The following is an 18,857-nucleotide window of genomic DNA, read 5'->3' as shown; positions in this document are numbered from 1 at the left end:
GCGCCTTTTTCGTTACTCGCTTGGGGCAGTCTTACATCGCCGCCGAGGCCCAGCGCACGATCTCGCGCATGACCTGGCTCAGCGCCGCATCGAGCGCCACCGAGGCCTGCGCCCCATCCGCCGCCGACCCCGGCACCTGCGCCCGGAAGATACGCGCCGCGCGGATGCGGCCCGACTGCTCGCTGACCAGCTTGGCCGAGATTTCGACCACCGCCGTACTGGTCGCCACGTCGATCTCGAAGTGGCGGATTTCCGACGTCAGCGAGTAATCGGCGACGATCTTGTCGCCCGAACGGCCGACCGCCCGCAGCAACCGGCCGTTCTCGAAGGTTTGCACCAGGCGCGACTGCAACAGGCGTGGCAGCCGGTCTGTCCATTGCGCACCCTTCAGATAGGCCACTTGGTCAGCCCCGCCGCGCACCACGATCCGTTCGGAATCGAAGGGCGAGATCGCCACCGGCTCGGACACGACCAGTTGGCCCCGCCCCGCCCGGCCCGTCGCGCCGGATGCGGGGCTGAGATCGAACGTGGCCGACGGCGAGCCGCCGCAGGCAGCCACAGTCAGGGCGAGAAGGGAAGCGATGGCGAACCGCCTGGATTGATGGAAGGAAGCCCCAGTTGCGCCCGCGGCAAACGAACCGTCTGATCTCGGCACACGCGTCTCCCGCGATTCTTCAAAGCTCATACGATCAATCCGGAGTAAGCAACAAACGGGGGTGAAAGCAATATCGGTCCAGGGCCGGTTAGCGGCCGCTATATTCGGGAATGGAGGGTTTGGGGCCGAAAATGAGCTGTTGCGGATTGCGCTCCAGGGAACGCAGCGTCCGGTTCAGCTCGTCCAGGGTCTTGCGGCCGTCGGCGGCCAAAGCCTCGTATTGGCGCAAGCCCGCGCCGCTGAAACGGTTGAGATTGGCGGCAAGATCCTTGGTGCGGACATTGAGATTGTCGGCCAGTTTGCGGATCGACCGGGCAGCCTCGCCGATATCGGTCATCGCCCCCTTGCCATCGTCGCTGCCGAAGAAGCCGGCAAGGCTCGTCATCACCTTGTCGACCTGATCGGCGGATTTGTTCAGCTTGGCGGAAATATCGTCGGCATTGGCGACGATCGACTTCACCCGCTGCGGATCGATGGCCTTGACGCGCTCGTCGATGGAGCGGGTAAGCGGCCCGATGGCCGCGCCGACATCGGACATGGCCGAGAGGAACTGTTTCACGCCGCCGGAATTGTCGGCCAGCGCCTTGGAGAAGGTCTCGACGTTATGGACCGTATTGGCGATGGAACCGCTGTTTTCGGAGAACAGTTTGTCGGCCTTATCGAGAATGCCGTCGAGACGGGTCGACAACCGCTGCACGGTCTCGACGATGTTCTGGAAGTCCGACCGCTCCGCATTGATGACAGCCGGATTGCTGTCGGAGGTCTCCAGCGGCTTGGAGGTCGCCGTGCCGCCGGTGAGCGCGATGGCGGCGACACCGGTCAGCCCCTGATATTCCAGCCGGGCGCCGGTATCGGTTTTCACCGGCGCGCGCGGATTGACCGAGATGCGCGCCACCACCTTGGTGGGGTCCTTGGGATCGAGATCGACCCGCAGCACCTCGCCGACGCGCACGCCGTTGAACAGAACTTGCGAGCCGCGCGACAGGCCCGACACCGATGTCGTGAAGGCGACATCATAGCTCAGCCGCCCCTCGGAGGTGGCGCCGCGCGAGAACCAGAACACGAACAGGAAGCCCGCGGCGATCACCGCCAGGGTAAACAGGCCGATCAGGGCATAGTTGGCTCTGGTTTCCATCTCATTCCGCTCCGGACCGGCGAGGATATAGATACCGATCCCTGTTTCCAACACCCGGACGTCTTACGCACCGCCGTTCATCCGCGATGCACGCTTGCCATGGAAATAGGAACGAACCCAAGGTTGTTCAGATTCCAGCATTTCCTGGATCGTTCCTTCCGCCGCTACCTTGCCGCCGGCGAGTGCGGCGATGCGGTCACAAATTGAGTACAGACTGTCAAGATCGTGAGTGACCATGAAAACGGTCAATCCCAGGGTCTTCTGCAATGTGGCGATCAGATCGTCGAAATCGGCGGCACCGATCGGATCCAGGCCCGATGTCGGTTCGTCGAGAAAGAGCAGTTCCGGATCGAGCGCCAAGGCGCGCGCCAGCGCCACGCGCTTGATCATACCGCCCGAGAGTTCCGATGGCATCTTGTCGGCCGCATCGGTCTTGAGGCCGACCATCTCGATTTTGAGCATGGCCAGCTCGTCCATCAGCTTGTGCGACAGGTGCAGATATTCGCGCATCGGCACCTGGATGTTCTGCAGGACCGACAGGCCCGAAAACAAGGCACCTTGCTGGAACAACACGCCCCAGCGCCGCTCCAGCGCCCGATGCTGGTCGCGCGTCAGCGTATCAAGATCCTCGTCGAACACTTCGATCTTGCCGGCACGCTTCTGAATAAGGCCGAGGATCGTGCGCGTCAGCACCGATTTGCCGGTGCCCGAACCGCCGACGAAACCCAAAACCTCACCGCGTTTCACGTCGAGATCGAGACCGTTGAGGATGACGCGGTCGCCGAAGCCCACCGTCACGCCACGGGCGCGGATCGCCAACTGGCCCTTCTGCCCATCGGTCTCGCCGGTCTTGAGCGACCGGGTTTGGGACTGTTGCGGAACCGGAGCGGGATCGGACGCCATAGCTGAACTCAATATCTGATGGCCGCGAAGAACATGGCGAACAGGCCGTCGACAAAAATCACCATGAAGATCGATTTCACCACCGATCCCGTCACCTGACGACCGAGCGATTCGGCCGAGCCCTGCACCGCGAAGCCTTCGATCACCGCGATCATGCCGATCATCAAGGCCATGAACGGGGCTTTGATGAGGCCGACCAGGAACGTGTTCATGCCGATCGCCTCGCGCAGGCGCGCGGTGAAAATCTCCGGCGACAGGTCGCCATAGCCCCAAGCGATCAGCATGCCGCCGAAGATCGCCGACAGATCGGCCAAAAACGTCAGCAGCGGCAAAGCGATGATCAGTGCGATCAACCGTGGCAGAACCAGCACTTCAATCGGGTCGAGCCCCATCACCTTCAGCGCGTCGATCTCCTCGCGCATTTTCATCGAACCGATTTCGGCGGTGATCGCCGAGCCGGTACGGCCGGCCATCATGATCGAGGTGAGCAGCACGGCCAGTTCACGCAGCACGAGAACGCCGATCAGATCGACGACGAAAGCCGTCGCGCCAAATTTCGTGAACTGGAAAATACCTTGCTGGGCGACGATGCAGCCGACGAGAAAATTGATCAGCAGGATGATCGGCAGCGCCCGCAGCGCGAAATTCTCCATGTGATAGACGATGGAGGTGAAGCGCAGCCGGCGCGGATGGGTGAGCGAGCGCAACAGCGCGCTGACCACTTCGCCGAGGAAGGCGAAGCCCGCGTAAAAATCCTTCAGGGCGCCGACGACGCTCTTGCCGATGTCGACGAGCAGATCGACGACCGCATGGGCACTGCCGGGCTTGCCTTCGTCGAAGGTGCGATAATGCGCTTCCTTGAGCAGGATTTCCTGTTCATGCTTGGCGCCGGCGAACGTCGCCTTCACGCCCTTGGCATCGAGCTGCTGACGGGCACTGTCGATCAGCCAGGCACCCGCAGTATCGAGGCGCTCGACACCAGACAGGTCGATAGTGACGGCCGCGTCGCCAGACGCCTTGCGGCCGATCTGCGCCACCGCCGCTTCCATCTCGGCGCCATGCTCGACCGTCCACGGCCCCGACAGCGCGATGCGCGCGCCATCGCGCTCATCGATCTGCGGCGCTTGCGCGTCCTTGTCCGTCGCCGCCGAACTCATTCACCGCATCCTGCCGCTGTTGAAAGTCATTCCATCACCGCGGCTTTGAGAATGCAGACCATGGTGGCGTGCGCCGGTTCTCCCGACCGATTGCGGATCGTGTGCGGCCGGTCGCAACGATAACGCAGCGTATCGCCCGCCTTCGCCGTTTCGATCACGCCCGCCACTTCCACTTCGAGTTCGCCTTCCAGTACCGAAAGACATTCGACCGACCCGCGCTGATGCGCTTCCGACTCAAGCACGCCGCCCGGAGCGGCATGGAAGTCATACCATTGCAGCCATTCGACCGTCTTGATCCAGCCGATGATCGCCAGGCGACAGCGGCCGTCATCGGTGACCAGGATGGGCGTCTCGCCCTTGGTCGAGGTTTCGAGGAACGGCTCGTCCTCGGCGGTCTGCAACACGCGCTCGATCGAGACGTCGAGCGCCTGCGACAGCCGCCAGATCGTCGCCAAAGTGGGATTGGTCTCATTGCGCTCGATCTGACTGATGATCGATTTGGCAACGCCTGATTGTTCCGACAGTTCTGATAGCGAAAGATTGTAGGCCTTGCGCAACCGTTGCACGGTCTTGCCCATCTGGCCGGTCAAGGCTTGGGCGCCAGCCTCAAGAGTTTTTTGCCGGTCTCGTCCCTCGACACCCATTTCCGATCCTGCCGCACGACGTTATGTTTGGCATAATATACAAATCTGTTCGAAATACAGAACAAATTCAGTCGTCCACGACAGATCATCCGTCCTTTTTGCCCATCCTGCGGCGTTCATGCCACAGCACGGCAAGGCCAGCGCTGATCACCACGGCGGCGCCCGCCAGCATGACGTGGGACGGCACGTCGCCGAAGATCAAGAAGCCCAGGACGATGGCGAACAGCAGCGAGGAATAATCGAAGACAGCCAAGATCGAGGCGTCGGTGAAGCGATAGCCCTGGGTCATGAAAATCTGGCCGATGCCGCCGCAGATGCCGATCAGGATCAGCGGTCCCCAATCCTGGAGCGTCGGCCAGACCCAGGCCTGCGGTTGGATGAGCACCGCCAGCGGCCAGTTCGACGGCCAACAGGCGGCCGCGACGAGAACCAGGACACCCGCGACCGTCGTCGTGGCCTGAAAGTAGAAGGTGATGGCGCCGGTATCTTCCGACATGGTCAGTCGCCGCGTCTGGATCATCGCAATCGACACGAGCATGGCGCCGACGAAAGCGACCATCGCACCGATGGCGCCCTTGTCAGAGACGATGCCGGCGGTCAGATGATCGGACAGCATCACCAGGACGCCGCAGAAGCCCACCACGACCGCGCCCCAGCGAAACACGGTGATCCGCTCGCCCAGCAGAAGCCCCGCCAGCACGACGATCATCAAGGGCGCGGCATAGCCGATGGCCGTCGCATCGGCGAGCGGCAACAGCGAATAGGCGATGAAGGAACAGAACAGGCTGCCGATGCCGGCGACGGAGCGCACCAAGTGGCCGCCGAACCGCGACGTATAGAGCGCGCGTGGAAAATCGCCGCGCAGCAGCAGCCAGATCATCAGCGGCACAAGCGCGAAAGCGGAGCGAAAGAAGACGAGCTGCGCCGCCGGATACGTGCCGTAAGACTTGGCCAAAACAAACATGACCGAGAAAAACGCCGTAGCCGCCAGCTTCAGGCCGATCCCGAGAACGGTCTTAGATGACGTCTGGATCGAGGCCTCCCGTCACACCCAACACGACGAGATTAGCGAAACAAACGGGCACGCGCACGATCATCCATTGCATCGATTTCGGCGAGGCTGCGCAAGGTACGCCCGACAAAAGTCGTCGCGTCATTGGTGCCGGCGCGTTCGCCATGGCTTTCGCGGATCTGCGCCGCCTGGGTATTGAGCATAGCGACCGACGGCATGCTCCGCGTGAGAGACGCGGCAAGCGGCGGCCTGGGGATACCTGTTGCCGGGCGCGCGACGGGCGCTGCCGCGACAGGCGCGGCAACGACAGGCACGACGGGAACAGGCGGCGATGCAGGTACCGCAACGCTCGCAGTCACGGGCGGCGGCGGCAGACCGGTGAGCTGGCGCAAGGCGCGCGCTTGATTTTCGATCTCGGCGCAAGTCCGACCATCAAAGCCACGTTCACGCAGGCTCCAGGCGATTTCGCTGAGGCGCCGTTCGATCACCGTCACCGCATCCGCCAATTCACCGCGCGAACCGCCAGCAGCATCTTTGGATTTGTCGGTCGTGATGGATCGCTCGATGCGTGTAATCGCTTCAAGCACTTTGGTGGTTTCAGCCGCCCGCATGCGCCTGGCATATTCGCTCAGAAACCACCGCCCCCGTGCTGTTTCCATCACCGCGGCTTCGATGGCTTCGAAGTCAGGCTCCATATCAGGCTTATTCACCTGCACCACCGGCAGATTGCTGGTCATGTCGGCCCCACCCGAATCAGATGGCAACCATGTTTCGCTGACAAGCTCGTGATTGCAAGCGTCTAGAGTCTTTCACCGTTTCTTAGAAACGGTGAAAGACTTCAGGCTCTCGTTTTGACGCGTTTTCTTCACGCGAACCGGAAGCCACTTCGCTCGAAAACGCTCTAGGCTTTATTTGGCGGGCTTGGGCGGCCCCTCGCGTGCCGGCAGCGACTTGAGAAACGTCGCCATGGCTTCGAGATCCGGCTTCGGCAGTTCGGCCATGTTCTTGACCACCGAACCCATCGAGCCACCGACCGTGTCGGCTTCCGGCGTCAGACCGAATTCGAGAAGTTGCACGAAATCGGCCTTATCCCAGGTCTTCAGGCCGTTTTCCGACTGGGTGATATTGGGCACCCAGCCCTTGCCTTCCGGATCCGGCCCGCCGGCGAAACGCTGCGCCGCGACGATGGCGCCGAGAACATTGCGTGGCGAATGGCACTCGGCGCAGTGGCCGAGGCTTTCCACCAGATAATGGCCGCGATTCCATTCCGGCGTCTGGGCTGGATCATCCCGCACCGGCTCGGGACGGAAGAAGACAAGCTTCCACAGGCCCAGGCCCCGGCGGATGTTGAAGGGGAACGGCAGCGCGTGGTCGCGCGCCTTGCCGGCCACCGGTTCCAGCGTCCGCAAGAAGGCCATCAGATCGCGAATGTCGTCGATCTTGGCGCCAGCATAACTCGTATAGGGGAAGGCCGGATAGAAATGCGAACCGTCGGGTGCGACGCCCGCCATCATCGCATTGGCGAGGTCGGCGACGGTCCAGTTCCCGATGCCGTCGGTCGGATGAGGCGAAATGTTAGGCGTGTAGAACGAGCCGAAAGGCGACGGCATTTCGACGCCGCCACCGAGCTTCAGCCGATCGCTCTGGCCGGGTGTGGCATGGCAGGAGGCGCAACCACCGGCGAAGAACACCTGCCGGCCCCGCTCGACATTGCCGCCGCTCTCCAACGACTTGTCGCCGGCCGCAAACAGCGGCTTCGGCGCCGAGAGAAACCAGCCGGCAACCGCGGCGATCACGCCGAGCACGATCAGGATGGTCAGCAGCCTGCGCATGAAAATCCCCAACTGAACACTTCCGATCACCGCTGATCTTGCCATGATCGGCAATGGCTCGAAACCTTGGGCTCGAAACCTTGACGGCGCGGTCACAAATAACAAAGGGCGGCCTTGGCCGCCCTTCGCGTCTGCATCACGCCGGGCTTAGCGCCGCGCGCGGTAATCGCTGTGGCAGGCGCCGCAATCACGCAGCAACGCCGGATAGACGGTCTTGAAGCTCGCCTCGTCCTTGATCGTGGTCAGCGCTTCCGTCGCGTCTTTCTCGAGTTTGGCGAACTTGGCGTTGAAATCGTTCTTGGTTTCCCAGATCTTCGGCAGCGCAGCGGTTTCACCACCGGTCTTGCTGGTGTCGGGGAACAGCGCCGGGCCCTGCTTGCCAGCGGCCTGCATGGCCTGCAACGCCGCCTGAACCGGCGCCAGAGCGAAGGGTTCGCCCTTCAACATCGCTGCCGGCGCGCGACCGGCATCGCCGATGGACTTCATGAGGGCCTTGCGTTGGGCGATCGGGTCGCTCTGCGCCATGACGGATCCGGCCGCAATTGCCGCGCCCGCCACCAGAATACCTGCAACGATCCAATTCGACTTCATCAAAAAGCTCCCTTCAAGCTTCGTAGCGTTTTGCAGTTTGACGTAGTCAAACGCCACAAAGACGCGTCAAACCAACGACCCCAGGGTGGATTGCGTTTCGATTGAAACGCAATCCACTGGAAGACAATGAATTTGTTCTAATCGCAAACCATGTACGGCTCGTGTCAACAGTTCGTGAAGGCGGCCATCGGCAAAACCCGTGAAAACGCCGTGGAAACCGCACTCTAGGCGCCCTCTGGCGAAAAACCGCCGCCATCGCCATATCCTGGGCCAGGAGAGTTCCATGTTCGATGAAAATCCCCGCTTCATCCTGAATGATGAAGTGCTTCACGAGGCGGAAGGTTCCGCCACCCCGATCGCCGCCACCGACGACACGCTGCTCGACGCCTATTCGTTGACGGTGTCGCAGGCGGCCGCGCGCGTCAGCCCGGCTGTCGTGCGTCTCGACATTCGCGATGCCGAAAACCGCAAGCGCGGTTCGGGTTCCGGTGTCATCGTTTCGCCAGACGGCCTCGTGCTCACCAACAGCCACGTGGTGCAGTCGGCCCGCTCGGCCGACATCACCACGCCTGATGGCAGCCATTTCAACGCCCGCATCCTGGCGCGCGATCCCGATACTGATCTCGCTCTGGCGCGGATCGAGACCGACACGACCTTGCCGCACGCCAAGCTTGGCGATTCAAGCCGGCTGCGCGCCGGACAGATCGCCATTGCCATCGGCAATCCGCTGGGTTTCGACACCACCGTGACGGCGGGTGTCATCTCGGCGCTCGGGCGCTCGCTGCGCTCGACCAGCGGCCGCATGATCGACGACGTGGTGCAGACCGACGCCGCGCTGAATCCGGGCAACTCCGGTGGTGCGCTCGTCTCGTCGGCCGGTGAAGTGATCGGCATCAACACCGCCATCATCGCTGGCGCGCAGGGCATCTGTTTCGCCGTCGCCAGCAACACGGCCAATTTCGTGCTCGGCGAAATGATCCGCCACGGCCGCGTGCGGCGCGGCTGGATCGGCATCGGCGCCAGCACCATTCCGCTGCCGCGCCGGACGATCCTGCGCCTGGCGCTGACCCAGCACACGGGCTCGATGATCACCGTGGTCGAAAAGGATTCGCCCGCCGCGCAGGCAGGCTTGATGTCGGGCGACACGATCATCGCCGTCGACGGTCATACCGTTGCTGGCACGGAGGATCTGGTGCGCCTGCTCGATGCCGATCGGATCAACAAGACCCTGCCGGTCGACTTCCTGCGCAATTCGCAGATGCGCCGGCTGTGGATCGCGCCGATCGAACGCAACGCCGCGTAAACAAACAAAATGCGGTTCCAAGGAACCGCATTTTCTTCGCTCTTAAGTTTCGACCGGCTCGCCCGCCGCGTCCCAGGCCAGCATACCGCCGCCGAAATGGGCGGTGATATCGCCACGGCCGGCATTCTGGGCCTGTTCCAACGCCATCAGCGTGCGCCGGCCGGACCGGCAGGACAGAACGACCTTTTTGCCGGCTTCCTTCGGCAAGGCCGCCGGATCGAAGCCCGACAGCGGGTGAAACAGCGCGCCCGGGATGTGCCCGGCCTCGTATTCGTTGGCCTCGCGGATATCGATCAAGATAATGCTGCCGCTCGCCAGGCCCTGTTTCAGCTCGTCCAAGCTGACATTTTCCACCACTGGACCAGACATATTCAAAAACTCCGTCGTCGCCGCCGCCGCGAACCAAGCATGCTGCATACCAGCAGGAGCCCCGGCTCTCAACCGGTCAGTGAGGCACGGCGGCGACGGCGACGAAAACCACGGCACCCAGGCCAAGTACCAGAAAAGGATGCAGTTTTGGCCACAGGGTCAGCAATCCCGCCACAGCTATGCCCAAGCCCCAGCCCAACGGCCCTGCATTGGCCAGTTTGAAGATGGCCACGGCGCCGGCGAACATCAATCCGGTGCCGATTGGAGCCAGCCCGTCCTCCAGCGCCTGGTGCCAGGCGCGGCCGCGATAGCGCGACCAGACCCGGGAGACGCCAATGCACAGGAGCGAGGACGGCAGGAAGATCGCCAAGGTCGCCACCACAGCGCCCGGCCACGCCGCCACTTTCCAGCCGATCAGGGTCGCCAGCATCGAGCCCGGCCCCGGCGCCACCCGCGCCACCGCGAACAGTTCGATGAATTCGCGTGCCGTGAGCCAGCGATGCACTTCCACCGCCTGATGCTGCAACGGCGCGAAAATCGCCGGGCCACCGCCGATGGCGACCAAAGAGAACGGCGCCAGAACCGCGATCAAAGCCATCAGAGGCGCGAAGCTGGAATTGCTCTGATCATCCATTGTTACGCTTCCACGGCCAGACGGAGGCGATCGACAGCGGCGCGATGACGAGCACGACCGGCACGAGCGGCCAATTGAGCACACCCACGGCGATGAAAGTCGCCAGCATGGTGATGGTCGGCCCGACACGCCGCACCACGCGCACCGCGCCGACGATGCCGAGCCTTATGTTGAGACCGACGGCGGCGGCGGCGACGCCATCCACCGCCGCATGCAGCAACGAGATCTGCTGGATGAAACCGTAAGCCCAGAGCGCCAGCACGCACATCACCAGCGGCGGACTGATCAGCGCCGTCAACGCAATCGCCGCACCGGAATAGCCGCGCAGTCTGTTGCCGACGAAGACGGTGAGATTGGTGACATTGGCACCGGGCAATACCTGCGCCAAGGCAATGCCGGACAGGATTTCATCATCCGACATCCAGCCGCGCTTGGTCACCACTTCGCGATAAACCCACCCGGTGAGGCCGCCGCCAAAACTGAACACACCGATCCAGAAGAAGACGGAGAAAATCTCGCGCAAGGAGATCGGTGGTTTTTCAGCGGCGGTGGTTGCGGTCATGCGATGCTAATCATTCGATAAGGGTGCAGCGGAAATCGTTCACATTGGTCAGGGTCGGACCGGTGACCACCAGGTCGCCGAGGGCCGAGAAAAAGCTCCAGGCATCATTGTCGTCGAGCATCGCCCGCGCATCGAGCTTCGCCGCCGCCGCACGTTGCAAAGTATCGGGCGTAATCAACGCGCCGGCGCTCTCCTCGACGCCATCGATGCCATCGGTATCGCCGGCCAAGGCATGAATGCCGGCACGGCCTTCGAGCCCTAGAGCCAAGGCCAGAAGATATTCGACATTGCGGCCGCCCCGCCCCTTGCCGCGCACGGTCACCGTGGTCTCGCCGCCCGACAAGAGCGCGCAAGGGGCGCCGTTCTGCGCGGCCGTGCGCAAAGCCAACGCCGCATGATCGCGACCGACGTCACGCGCCTCGCCTTCAATGGTATCGCCCAGCGTCACCGGATTGTATCCGGCCTGCCGCGCTACATCCGCCGCCGCATCAAGCGACAATTGCGCGGTGGCGATGACATGGGTTTTCGCCTGCGCCAGGCGCGCATCGCCGGGCTTAGGCGTCTCATCCTCGCCACGTGCCAGGCGTTGCGCCACCGCTTCGGGAATGGCGATGCCATAGCGTCGCAAAATCTCCAGCGCCTCTGCGCCCGTACTCGGATCGGCGACCGTCGGCCCGGAGGCAACGATCGCTGGATCATCGCCCGGCACGTCGGAGATGACGAGCGACACCACCCGTGCCGGCCATGCCGCCGCCGCCAGCCGGCCACCCTTGATGGCCGAGAGATGCTTGCGCACGATGTTCATTTCACCGATCGGCGCGCCGCTTTTCAGCAAGGCGGAATTGATCGCCTGTTTATCTTGCAGGGTCAGCCCTTCGATCGGCAGGCTGAGCAGCGCCGAACCGCCACCGGAGATCAGACACAGGACGAGATCGTCGGCGCTGAGGCCTTGCACCTTCTCAAGAATGCGTCCGGCCGCGGCACGGCCGGCCGCATCGGGCACCGGATGTGCCGCTTCAACCACTTCGATGCGCTGGCAGGGCGCGCCATGGCCATAGCGCGTGACGACCAGCCCATCGAGCGGCCCCGGCCAATGGTCTTCGACCGCCTTGGCCATGCTGGCGGCGGCCTTGCCGGCGCCGACGACGATGGTGCGGCCGCGCGGGGCGGCGGGCAGATAACGGGGAATGGCGAGGGCGGGATCGGCGGCGGCAATGGCGGCTCGGAACATCGTTTCCAGAAGTGCGCGCTGCCCAGCCATGATTCCTCCATTGCGCTCCCGCTTGCCGCCGATCGCGGTGGAACGCAAGCCCTAATTGCCAAGTCCGAAATGGGTCCATTCAAATCAGTTTGACCGGAGCGTGCCAGGGCCGATCACGACGGGCCCGATCGCCCTTCGTTATGAGGGCGACAGCTTACGTCTATGACCGGGCGGCGGGGCTTTGCCGTATGGAAGAACATATATAGGGCGCGAAGCATGAGGCCTCGCACGCATCAACAAAAACGCCGCGGCTGATGTCAGCCGCGGCGTCGTCATCGATCAGTTTGAATGCAGCTTAGCGCAGTTCCTCGCGGAACAGGCCGAGCTTCTCCTGCGCGCTGCGGTCGGAGAAGGTGAAGAGGATCGCATCCTTGGAGGCACGATACTTCCGCCACGTCCAGCTCGGCATCGAGATGACGTCGCTTTCGCCGGCGCGGAACGTCTTGTCGCCGGCTTCGACTTCGATCTCGCCTTCGACGACGATGACCGTCTGGCCGTCCGTCGAGCGCAGCGGCTTGGTCTCAAAACCTTGCGGCAAGTTCCACAACCAGGTCGCAATGGTCGGCATCGCCCAACCGCCGTCGATCGGATTGGTGTAGCGCAGCGCATGGCCGCGATGTGGATCGGGCTTGCCGGCCGCCGCGATCGCCAGCAGCGCTTCGCGGCTCGGCTTGTACTTGTAGTTGAAGATCGGCGTCGTCAGGCCGAAGGGCGAAGCCATCTGGAACGGCGCCATATTGGTGCCCCAGCGCGCTTGCGATTCACCCATCTGCTTCTGCACGAGCTGCGCCTTGTCGTTGGCATGCTCACTGAACGCCGTCTCAAAGAAGTTGATCATGTGCAGGTCGAGACCGTCGACCCAGATCACCGGCTTGTCGTGTTCCTGGCCGTGGTCGTGCCAGGCCCAGTTCGGCGTGATGACGAAGTCGCCGCGCTCCATTTCGGTGCGCTCGCCCGCCACCGCCGTGTAACCGAGATTGCCTTCGAGCACGAAGCGCAGCGCCGAGGCGGTGTGGCGATGGGCCGGCGCGATCTCACCCGGCAGGATGAGCTGCATGCCCGAATACATGGTGGCGGTGATGCGCGATCCGCCCGGCATGGCCGGGTTCTCGAACACCAGCACGCGGCGTTCCGCCTCTTCCGCCGTCAGGAGATCGCCGGCTTCCATCAGGAAATCGCGGCAATCCTTGAAGCGCCAGAGATGCGGCACGAACTTGCTCTTCGGCTCGAGCGGCACGAGGCCCTTGAGCACTTCCCACAATGGCGCCAGATTCTGCGGCGCGAGGCGGTCGTAGAATTTCTGCCGGTCCTTGGCCGGCGCGACTGCGGTGGCTGTCGACATCATAGGCTCCATCTGTTGCAAGTCTGCTTATTCAAGTCTGCTGCTTCAAGTCTGCTCAGGTCTTCAACCTTCCATGTCGCCTTGCGCCTGCAAGGCCCACAGATTCCAAGCCCGCGAGGCCGTGCCGCCAATGACGCGGGTGGCGGTGCGGGTTTCGCCTTCACTCAGTGACGTGATCGGGCCGCCGAGGCGCGCCGCATCCGACAGCACGCGGGCATTCTGTTCGGTATAGACGGCGCGAAACACCGCTTCGCGCAGGCTGCTGCCGACCGCCGTCGAACCATGGCCGCGCATCAGCACCACGTTCAAATCGCCCAGCACTTTCGCTAGCGCCTTGCCCTGCATGCCGTTGGTGATGAGGAGATCATTGTCGTCGCCGACCACATCGCGCAGATCGAAGATCGGCGCGCAGGTGCCGATGAACGAGCCCATATGGGTGACCGCGCGGAACGGAAACGACGGCACCAGGCTGAACGGCACGACCGACATGGAATGCGAATGCACGATGCCCATCACATCGGGCCGCGCCCGGTAGATTTCGGCATGAATGAACCGTTCGAGATAGACCGACCGCCCCTGGGCATCGACCGGCGCGCCGTCGAGATCGAATTCGAGAATGTCTTCGGCTTCAACCGTGGCCGGCGCCATATTGCGGGCCAGCAGGAACCGGTCGGGCCGCTTGTCGTGGCGGGCGCTGACATGGCCGAAGGCATCGACGATACCCTCGCCGTAGAGAATGTGATTGGCTGTGACGAGATCGTTGATGAGGTCGGCATCGGCTTTCGGGCCAACCGCAGCCGCCGTGGAGGCCAAGCCCCCGGCACTCGCCGGATCGAACGAATGACTATGTCCCGGTGCACACATACGCTTTGCTCCTCCCGATGGCCCGGCCCTGCGCCGAGGCCTTGCCGCAATCCCTCGCCCACAAACGCGTCACGGGCAAGGCATTTGCCATCGCTCCACGCAAATATGATTATCGTGCACGATTTCGATTGTCAATATTCTCAAAAAATAATAATCATGATGGCTATTGCGAACAGGTCAGTAGAATTCTGACAAAGGAGCAAGGCAGATGGCTGGCTTCAGCAGATTCCTCGGCGTCTTGCGCCTGTTCACCCCGGACACTCCGGCCTGGACCGTACCAGCCTTGGCTGAAACCACCGGCGTGCCGGCCAGCACCGTTTACCGCACCGTGCGCGATCTCGTCGCCAGCGGCTTTCTCGAACAGGCGGCGGAAGCCTCTTATCGGCTGGGACCGGCCTTCATCGAATTCGACCGGTCGCTGCGCCTCACCGACCCGCTGGTGGTCGCCGGCCGCCCGGTCCTGCACGATGTGGTGATGCAGGCCCATGTGCCCTGCGTCGCCATGTTGGCGCGTTTCTACAATGGCTCGGTGATGTGCGTCGCCGACGAGGCGGCCGCCGACACCCCTTTCCGTTCGAGCTATGAACGCGGCCGACCGATGCCGCTGGTACGCGGCTCGACATCGAAGGTCATTCTCGCCCATCTGCCGACGCGCCAGTTCAACAAGCTCATCGAAAATGCCGGCCTCGACAATAAGGCCGAGGCCAAAGTGGAAGCTCTGCGCACGGAGCTGGCCGATATCCGCAAGCGCGGTTTCTGCTCGACGGCGAGCGAAATCGATCCGGGCCTCGCCGGCATCTCCGCGCCGGTCATCCTGAAAGATGCCGGCATCGTCGCGTCGCTGTCGATCGTCGCTCATGACGCCGGCATCGACGAAGGCCAGCGGCGCCGGCTGATCCTGCTCGTCGTCTCCGCCGCCAGCCTGCTGGCTGAGGATTTGCGCCACCGCTACGAAGCCGCCACCAAAGCGACACAGAAAGTCGCCTGATATCATTTGAGGGGGGATAAGTGACTACGCTTGACCGGGTTCGGCCCGATAAAACCTGCGACGTCGTCATCATCGGCGCCGGCCCAACGGGATTGACGCTGGCCAATCTGCTCGGCGAGGCCGGCGTGGCGACCATTCTCGTCGAACGCAATGAGTTCACTGTGCAAGCGCCCCGCGCGGTCTCCATCGACGACGAATCCTTGCGCACCATGCAGGCCTGCGGCCTGATCGACGACGTGATGGCCAATGTCGCGCCCGACTATGGCTCGCATTACATGTCGATGTCAGGCATCAATTTCGCCCGCGTCGAACCGACGACCCGCGAATATGGCTATCCGCGCCGCAGCGCCTTCACCCAGCCCGAACTCGAAGCGACCTTGCGCCAGGGCCTGTCGCGCTGGGCAAGCGTCGAACCCTTGTTTCAGCACATGTTCGAAAGCGTTGCGGAAGATGCCGACGGTGTCACCGTCGTCATCAGACGCCTCGACGGCACGCCGCTGACCATTCGCGCGACATATCTCGCCGCCTGCGACGGCGGCCGCAGCGCGCTGCGCAAGATCATCGGTGCCGAATTGCAGGGATCGACCTATCCCGACAAATGGCTCATCGTCGACATGGAAGAGACGAAGGAGCGCCTGCGCCAGACCCGCGTGCTATGCAATCCGGCCCGCGCCGCGATCTGCCTGCCGGGCCCCGACGGCAAGCGCCGCTACGAATTCAAACTGCGCGAGGGCGAATCCGACGAAGAAATCGCCACGCCGGAATCGGTCAAGAAGCTGCTTGCCGCTTATGGTCCCGATGCCGACGCCAAGATCGTGCGCCGCCAGGTTTATGCCTTCCACGCGCGTGTCTGCGACACGTGGAACAGCAAGCACATCTATTTGGCCGGCGATGCCGCGCATCTGACGCCGCCCTTTGCCGGCCAGGGCATGAACAGCGGCGTGCGCGACGCCCATGCGCTCGCCTGGCGCTTCACCGCCATCGCCAAAGGCAACCTCGGTCCCGGCGTGCTCGACACCTATCAGACCGAACGCAAACCGCATGCCTGGGCGCTGATCGAATTCGCCATCAACATCGGCCGGGTGATGATGCCGACCTCGCCCGTGCAGGCCTTCCTCGTGCAGGGCGCCTTCCGCCTGATGCGTTTCGTGCCGAAACTGCAGAATTATTTCGCGCAGATGAAGTTCAAGCCGAAGCCCTATTACAAGCACGGCTTCCTGGTGGAAGATGAGGCCTCGAAAGTCATCGGCCGCATGTTCCCGCAGCCGACGGTCGAATTGTTGGATCGCTCGACCGCCAAGATGGACACTCTGATCGGCAATCACTTCGCGCTCATCGCCTATGGCGAGAACGCGCAAGCGACGATCGCGCAGGCACAAGGCGAAGACTTCGGCCTTAAGGACCTGCGCCTGCTCGCCATCAGCCCGATGCGCCTCAACATCGACCGCCGCGCCGATCCAGCGATCCTGGCCTGCCGGGACGTGGACGGATTGCTGGAAGCGATGCTGCCCGTGGCAAAGGACAGCCTCGTCGTCGTGCGGCCCGACCGCTACACGATGGCGGCGGCGACGATCACGTCACCGGCGGATATTGCCAGACTGGCCGATGCGGTGCGCCAGCGCGTTGCCGCTTCACGCGAAACCTGAGTGTCATCCCGGACACGCGCAGCGTGATCCGGGATCCAGGGGCAAATGGTAGAACGACTGATGTTGTACCACTCGCCCCTGGATCCCGGGTCGCTATCGCGCCCGGGATGACACCAAGGCCCCAAAACAAAAACGCCCGCCTCTCGCGAGACGGGCGTCTTCATATCGTCAGAGCCCAAAACCTATTTCTCGTCGAAATAGAGCCGGCCCGGATTGGTGACGAGCAGCTTCTGCTGCAGTTCCGGCTCGGGCGCGAACAGCGGGATCAGATCGACGAGATCGCCGTCGTTCGGCATCTGCTTGACGTTCGGGTGCGGCCAGTCGGTGCCCCAGATGATGCGGTCGGGCGCCAGTTCGCAGATCTGGCGGGCGAACGGTACGGCATCGTGGAAGGGATAGCCGGTCGAGGACACGCGCTCGGAACCGCACACCTTCACCCAGCACTTCTCGTCGTCCTTGATCAGGTTGACGAGGCATTCGAACGGCTTCTGCTGCAAGCCGTCGCTCGCCTTGACGCGGCCCATGTGATCGATCGTGTAGATCACCGGCAGTTTGGCGAGCATCGGCGCATATTCGGGCAGATCGATCGCGTCAAAATGCACGTCGAGCGACCACCCGAAGTTCTTGATCTTGTCGACGACGTTGTGGAACACGCGCATGTCGGGCACGCCGCCAAGATGGGCGACGAAGTTGAAGCGGCAGCCGCGAATGCCACCCTTGTGCAGTTCCGCGATCGCCTCTTCGCTGAACGTGTCGTCGATATTGGCGACGGCACGATAGCGACCGTTCGACTGCGCGATGGCGTCGAGACAAACGGTGTTGTCATTGCCGTGGCACGAGGCATTGACGATCACCGCGCGGGTGAGGCCGAGCTTGGCCTGCAAGGCAGCGAATTTCTCCAGGCCCGAATCCGGCGGCGTATAGGAGCGATCCGGCGCGAAGGGATATTTGTCGCCCGGCCCGAAGATGTGGCAGTGCGCGTCCGTCGCATTGTGCGGCAGTTTGAATTTCGGCGTCTTGGTGTCGCGATCCGGCGGCGGAATGGTCGGCGTGAAATCGTTCGGCGGATTCTTATGCTTGTCGAGCGCACTCATTTCTTATCGGCTCCTCTTTCTTGTGCGTCGGCGATGGCGCTGCAAAGGCCCGGGTTCATGCCCAGATCTTCGACCATCATCGCCGCCTCCCGCATTTCCGCGGCGCGGCGAATGCCGTGCTGACGTACACGACCGCCCATCGTTTCCGCAAGCTGGCGAAAATCGATCGACGGATAGCTGGCATCGAGGCTGGCGAACACTTCGTCTTCCACGCCCCATTGCTTCGCGGCGGCAGCGCAATCGACCATGATCGCTTCAAGGCCCTTGATGACAATCGAGCGGCAGAGCTTCATCGCGGAAGCGCGGCCCGGTTCCGTCGTCACCGGCGTCACGTTCATGCCAAGGCCATTGAGCAGCGCCGCGGCTTCTTCCGCCGCCGGACCGCCGGCCAGGATCGGCACTTGAATGCCGGGGCCCGGCACCGGCGCCATCACCGCGCCTTCGACATATTTGGCATGCGAGGCATTGACCTTGCCCGCCGCCGTCTTCTTCGTCACCGGCGAAGCCGAATTGATGTCGAAGAATAACTGGCCCTGGTTGAGATAGCCGGCCGCTTCGCCGGCCACATCCAGAACATTGGACGCCGTCACGGCGGAGATGACGATGCGCGCATCGCGGCTGGCGTCGGCCGCACTCTTAGCCGGCCGCACGCCGAGGCTTTTCGCCAGTTCGATTTTCGCTGGTCCCTTCTGGGGATCATTGAAAAGAATGTCATATGTCGAAATCGACACACCGCCGCGCGCAAGGAATTCACGGGCGAAGGTCGATCCGACTTCACCGAAGCCGATGATGCCGAGTGTAATATGGCCGGACATGAGCGTTCCCTTAGTCTTGAATGGGTCATCCGTGGCGATGATCCGTAAAC

The 18,857-nt window shown here is 63.0% G+C and carries 20 protein-coding genes; 3 read left to right on the top strand and 17 right to left on the bottom strand.

Going from position 1 to position 18,857, the window contains the following annotated elements; genetic code table 11:
- Positions 1 to 31: 31 nt before the first annotated feature.
- The 9 genes from OIM99_RS09670 to OIM99_RS09630 all read right to left on the bottom strand — a co-directional run bounded on the left by OIM99_RS09670 (position 32) and on the right by OIM99_RS09630 (position 7,929).
- Complete coding sequence (locus OIM99_RS09670; protein WP_311850128.1) at positions 32 to 655, bottom strand: ABC-type transport auxiliary lipoprotein family protein; 624 nt, start codon at positions 653 to 655, stop codon at positions 32 to 34.
- 88 nt (positions 656 to 743) lie between these two features.
- Positions 744 to 1,790, bottom strand: a complete 1,047-nt coding sequence (locus OIM99_RS09665; protein WP_311850127.1) for an MlaD family protein — start codon at positions 1,788 to 1,790, stop codon at positions 744 to 746.
- 63 nt (positions 1,791 to 1,853) lie between these two features.
- Positions 1,854 to 2,693 carry an ABC transporter ATP-binding protein gene (locus OIM99_RS09660; RefSeq protein WP_311850126.1) on the bottom strand — a complete coding sequence of 280 codons (840 nt, stop codon included), beginning with the start codon at positions 2,691 to 2,693 and terminating at the stop codon, positions 1,854 to 1,856.
- Positions 2,694 to 2,701: 8 nt separating this feature from the next.
- Complete coding sequence (locus OIM99_RS09655; RefSeq protein WP_311850125.1) at positions 2,702 to 3,850, bottom strand: MlaE family lipid ABC transporter permease subunit; 1,149 nt, start codon at positions 3,848 to 3,850, stop codon at positions 2,702 to 2,704.
- Positions 3,851 to 3,876: 26 nt separating this feature from the next.
- Entirely contained in the window at positions 3,877 to 4,494 is a 618-nt protein-coding gene (locus OIM99_RS09650; protein ID WP_311850124.1) for an XRE family transcriptional regulator, read from the bottom strand.
- Between the two features lie 85 nt (positions 4,495 to 4,579).
- Positions 4,580 to 5,491 carry a DMT family transporter gene (locus OIM99_RS09645; protein WP_311850383.1) on the bottom strand — a complete coding sequence of 304 codons (912 nt, stop codon included), beginning with the start codon at positions 5,489 to 5,491 and terminating at the stop codon, positions 4,580 to 4,582.
- A gap of 68 nt (positions 5,492 to 5,559) precedes the next feature.
- Positions 5,560 to 6,243, bottom strand: coding sequence for a hypothetical protein (locus OIM99_RS09640; protein ID WP_311850123.1), 684 nt, complete (start codon positions 6,241 to 6,243; stop codon positions 5,560 to 5,562).
- 171 nt (positions 6,244 to 6,414) lie between these two features.
- Positions 6,415 to 7,338: a cytochrome c gene (locus OIM99_RS09635; protein WP_311850122.1), complete on the bottom strand. Its 924-nt coding sequence runs from the start codon at positions 7,336 to 7,338 to the stop codon at positions 6,415 to 6,417.
- Positions 7,339 to 7,485: 147 nt separating this feature from the next.
- Positions 7,486 to 7,929 (bottom strand): cytochrome c, encoded by a 444-nt coding sequence (locus OIM99_RS09630; RefSeq protein ID WP_311850121.1) that lies wholly within the window; start codon positions 7,927 to 7,929, stop codon positions 7,486 to 7,488.
- A 283-nt stretch (positions 7,930 to 8,212) separates the two neighbouring features.
- On the opposite strand from OIM99_RS09630, the gene OIM99_RS09625 reads away from it, so the two are divergent.
- Positions 8,213 to 9,232, top strand: coding sequence for a trypsin-like peptidase domain-containing protein (locus tag OIM99_RS09625; protein WP_311850120.1), 1,020 nt, complete (start codon positions 8,213 to 8,215; stop codon positions 9,230 to 9,232).
- Positions 9,233 to 9,274: 42 nt separating this feature from the next.
- Here the strand turns inward: OIM99_RS09625 and OIM99_RS09620 are convergent, their stop codons facing one another.
- The 6 genes from OIM99_RS09620 to OIM99_RS09595 all read right to left on the bottom strand — a co-directional run bounded on the left by OIM99_RS09620 (position 9,275) and on the right by OIM99_RS09595 (position 14,264).
- Positions 9,275 to 9,601, bottom strand: coding sequence for a rhodanese-like domain-containing protein (locus OIM99_RS09620; protein WP_311850119.1), 327 nt, complete (start codon positions 9,599 to 9,601; stop codon positions 9,275 to 9,277).
- 76 nt (positions 9,602 to 9,677) lie between these two features.
- A complete protein-coding gene (locus OIM99_RS09615) occupies positions 9,678 to 10,235 on the bottom strand; it encodes a chromate transporter (protein ID WP_311850118.1) in 558 nt (185 codons plus the stop codon).
- Positions 10,228 to 10,797 (bottom strand): chromate transporter, encoded by a 570-nt coding sequence (locus OIM99_RS09610; RefSeq protein ID WP_311850117.1) that lies wholly within the window; start codon positions 10,795 to 10,797, stop codon positions 10,228 to 10,230. The genes OIM99_RS09615 and OIM99_RS09610 overlap by 8 nt, the downstream gene beginning before the upstream one ends.
- Positions 10,798 to 10,807: 10 nt before the next feature.
- Complete coding sequence (locus OIM99_RS09605) at positions 10,808 to 12,058, bottom strand: glycerate kinase (protein ID WP_311850116.1); 1,251 nt, start codon at positions 12,056 to 12,058, stop codon at positions 10,808 to 10,810.
- 295 nt (positions 12,059 to 12,353) lie between these two features.
- The gene (gene gtdA, locus OIM99_RS09600; RefSeq protein WP_311850115.1) at positions 12,354 to 13,400 is read right to left on the bottom strand and encodes a gentisate 1,2-dioxygenase; all 1,047 of its coding nucleotides are present in this window, start codon (positions 13,398 to 13,400) and stop codon (positions 12,354 to 12,356) included.
- 63 nt (positions 13,401 to 13,463) lie between these two features.
- The gene (locus tag OIM99_RS09595; RefSeq protein ID WP_311850114.1) at positions 13,464 to 14,264 is read right to left on the bottom strand and encodes a class II aldolase/adducin family protein; all 801 of its coding nucleotides are present in this window, start codon (positions 14,262 to 14,264) and stop codon (positions 13,464 to 13,466) included.
- A gap of 208 nt (positions 14,265 to 14,472) precedes the next feature.
- Here OIM99_RS09595 and OIM99_RS09590 point away from each other — a divergent pair, with 208 nt between their 5' ends.
- Both OIM99_RS09590 and OIM99_RS09585 read left to right on the top strand, forming a co-directional pair.
- The gene (locus tag OIM99_RS09590) at positions 14,473 to 15,252 is read left to right on the top strand and encodes an IclR family transcriptional regulator C-terminal domain-containing protein (protein ID WP_311850113.1); all 780 of its coding nucleotides are present in this window, start codon (positions 14,473 to 14,475) and stop codon (positions 15,250 to 15,252) included.
- A gap of 20 nt (positions 15,253 to 15,272) precedes the next feature.
- On the top strand, positions 15,273 to 16,898 hold the full coding sequence (locus tag OIM99_RS09585) for a bifunctional 3-(3-hydroxy-phenyl)propionate/3-hydroxycinnamic acid hydroxylase (RefSeq protein ID WP_311850112.1): 1,626 nt from the start codon (positions 15,273 to 15,275) through the stop codon (positions 16,896 to 16,898).
- Positions 16,899 to 17,080: 182 nt separating this feature from the next.
- Here OIM99_RS09585 and OIM99_RS09580 read toward each other — a convergent pair whose 3' ends face one another.
- Together OIM99_RS09580 and OIM99_RS09575 are read right to left on the bottom strand one after the other, a co-directional pair.
- On the bottom strand, positions 17,081 to 17,992 hold the full coding sequence (locus OIM99_RS09580) for an amidohydrolase family protein (protein ID WP_311850111.1): 912 nt from the start codon (positions 17,990 to 17,992) through the stop codon (positions 17,081 to 17,083).
- Positions 17,989 to 18,807 (bottom strand): DUF1932 domain-containing protein, encoded by an 819-nt coding sequence (locus tag OIM99_RS09575; protein WP_311850110.1) that lies wholly within the window; start codon positions 18,805 to 18,807, stop codon positions 17,989 to 17,991. Before OIM99_RS09575 ends, OIM99_RS09580 begins: the two co-directional genes overlap by 4 nt.
- Between the last annotated feature and the right edge of the window lie 50 nt (positions 18,808 to 18,857).

Origin of the sequence: Methylocella sp. CPCC 101449 (assembly GCF_031921685.1) — a bacterium.
GTDB lineage: Bacteria > Pseudomonadota > Alphaproteobacteria > Rhizobiales > Beijerinckiaceae > Terripilifer.
The sequence above is the reverse complement of the archived record's forward strand: the minus strand, read 5'-3'. Positions and strand labels throughout refer to the sequence as shown.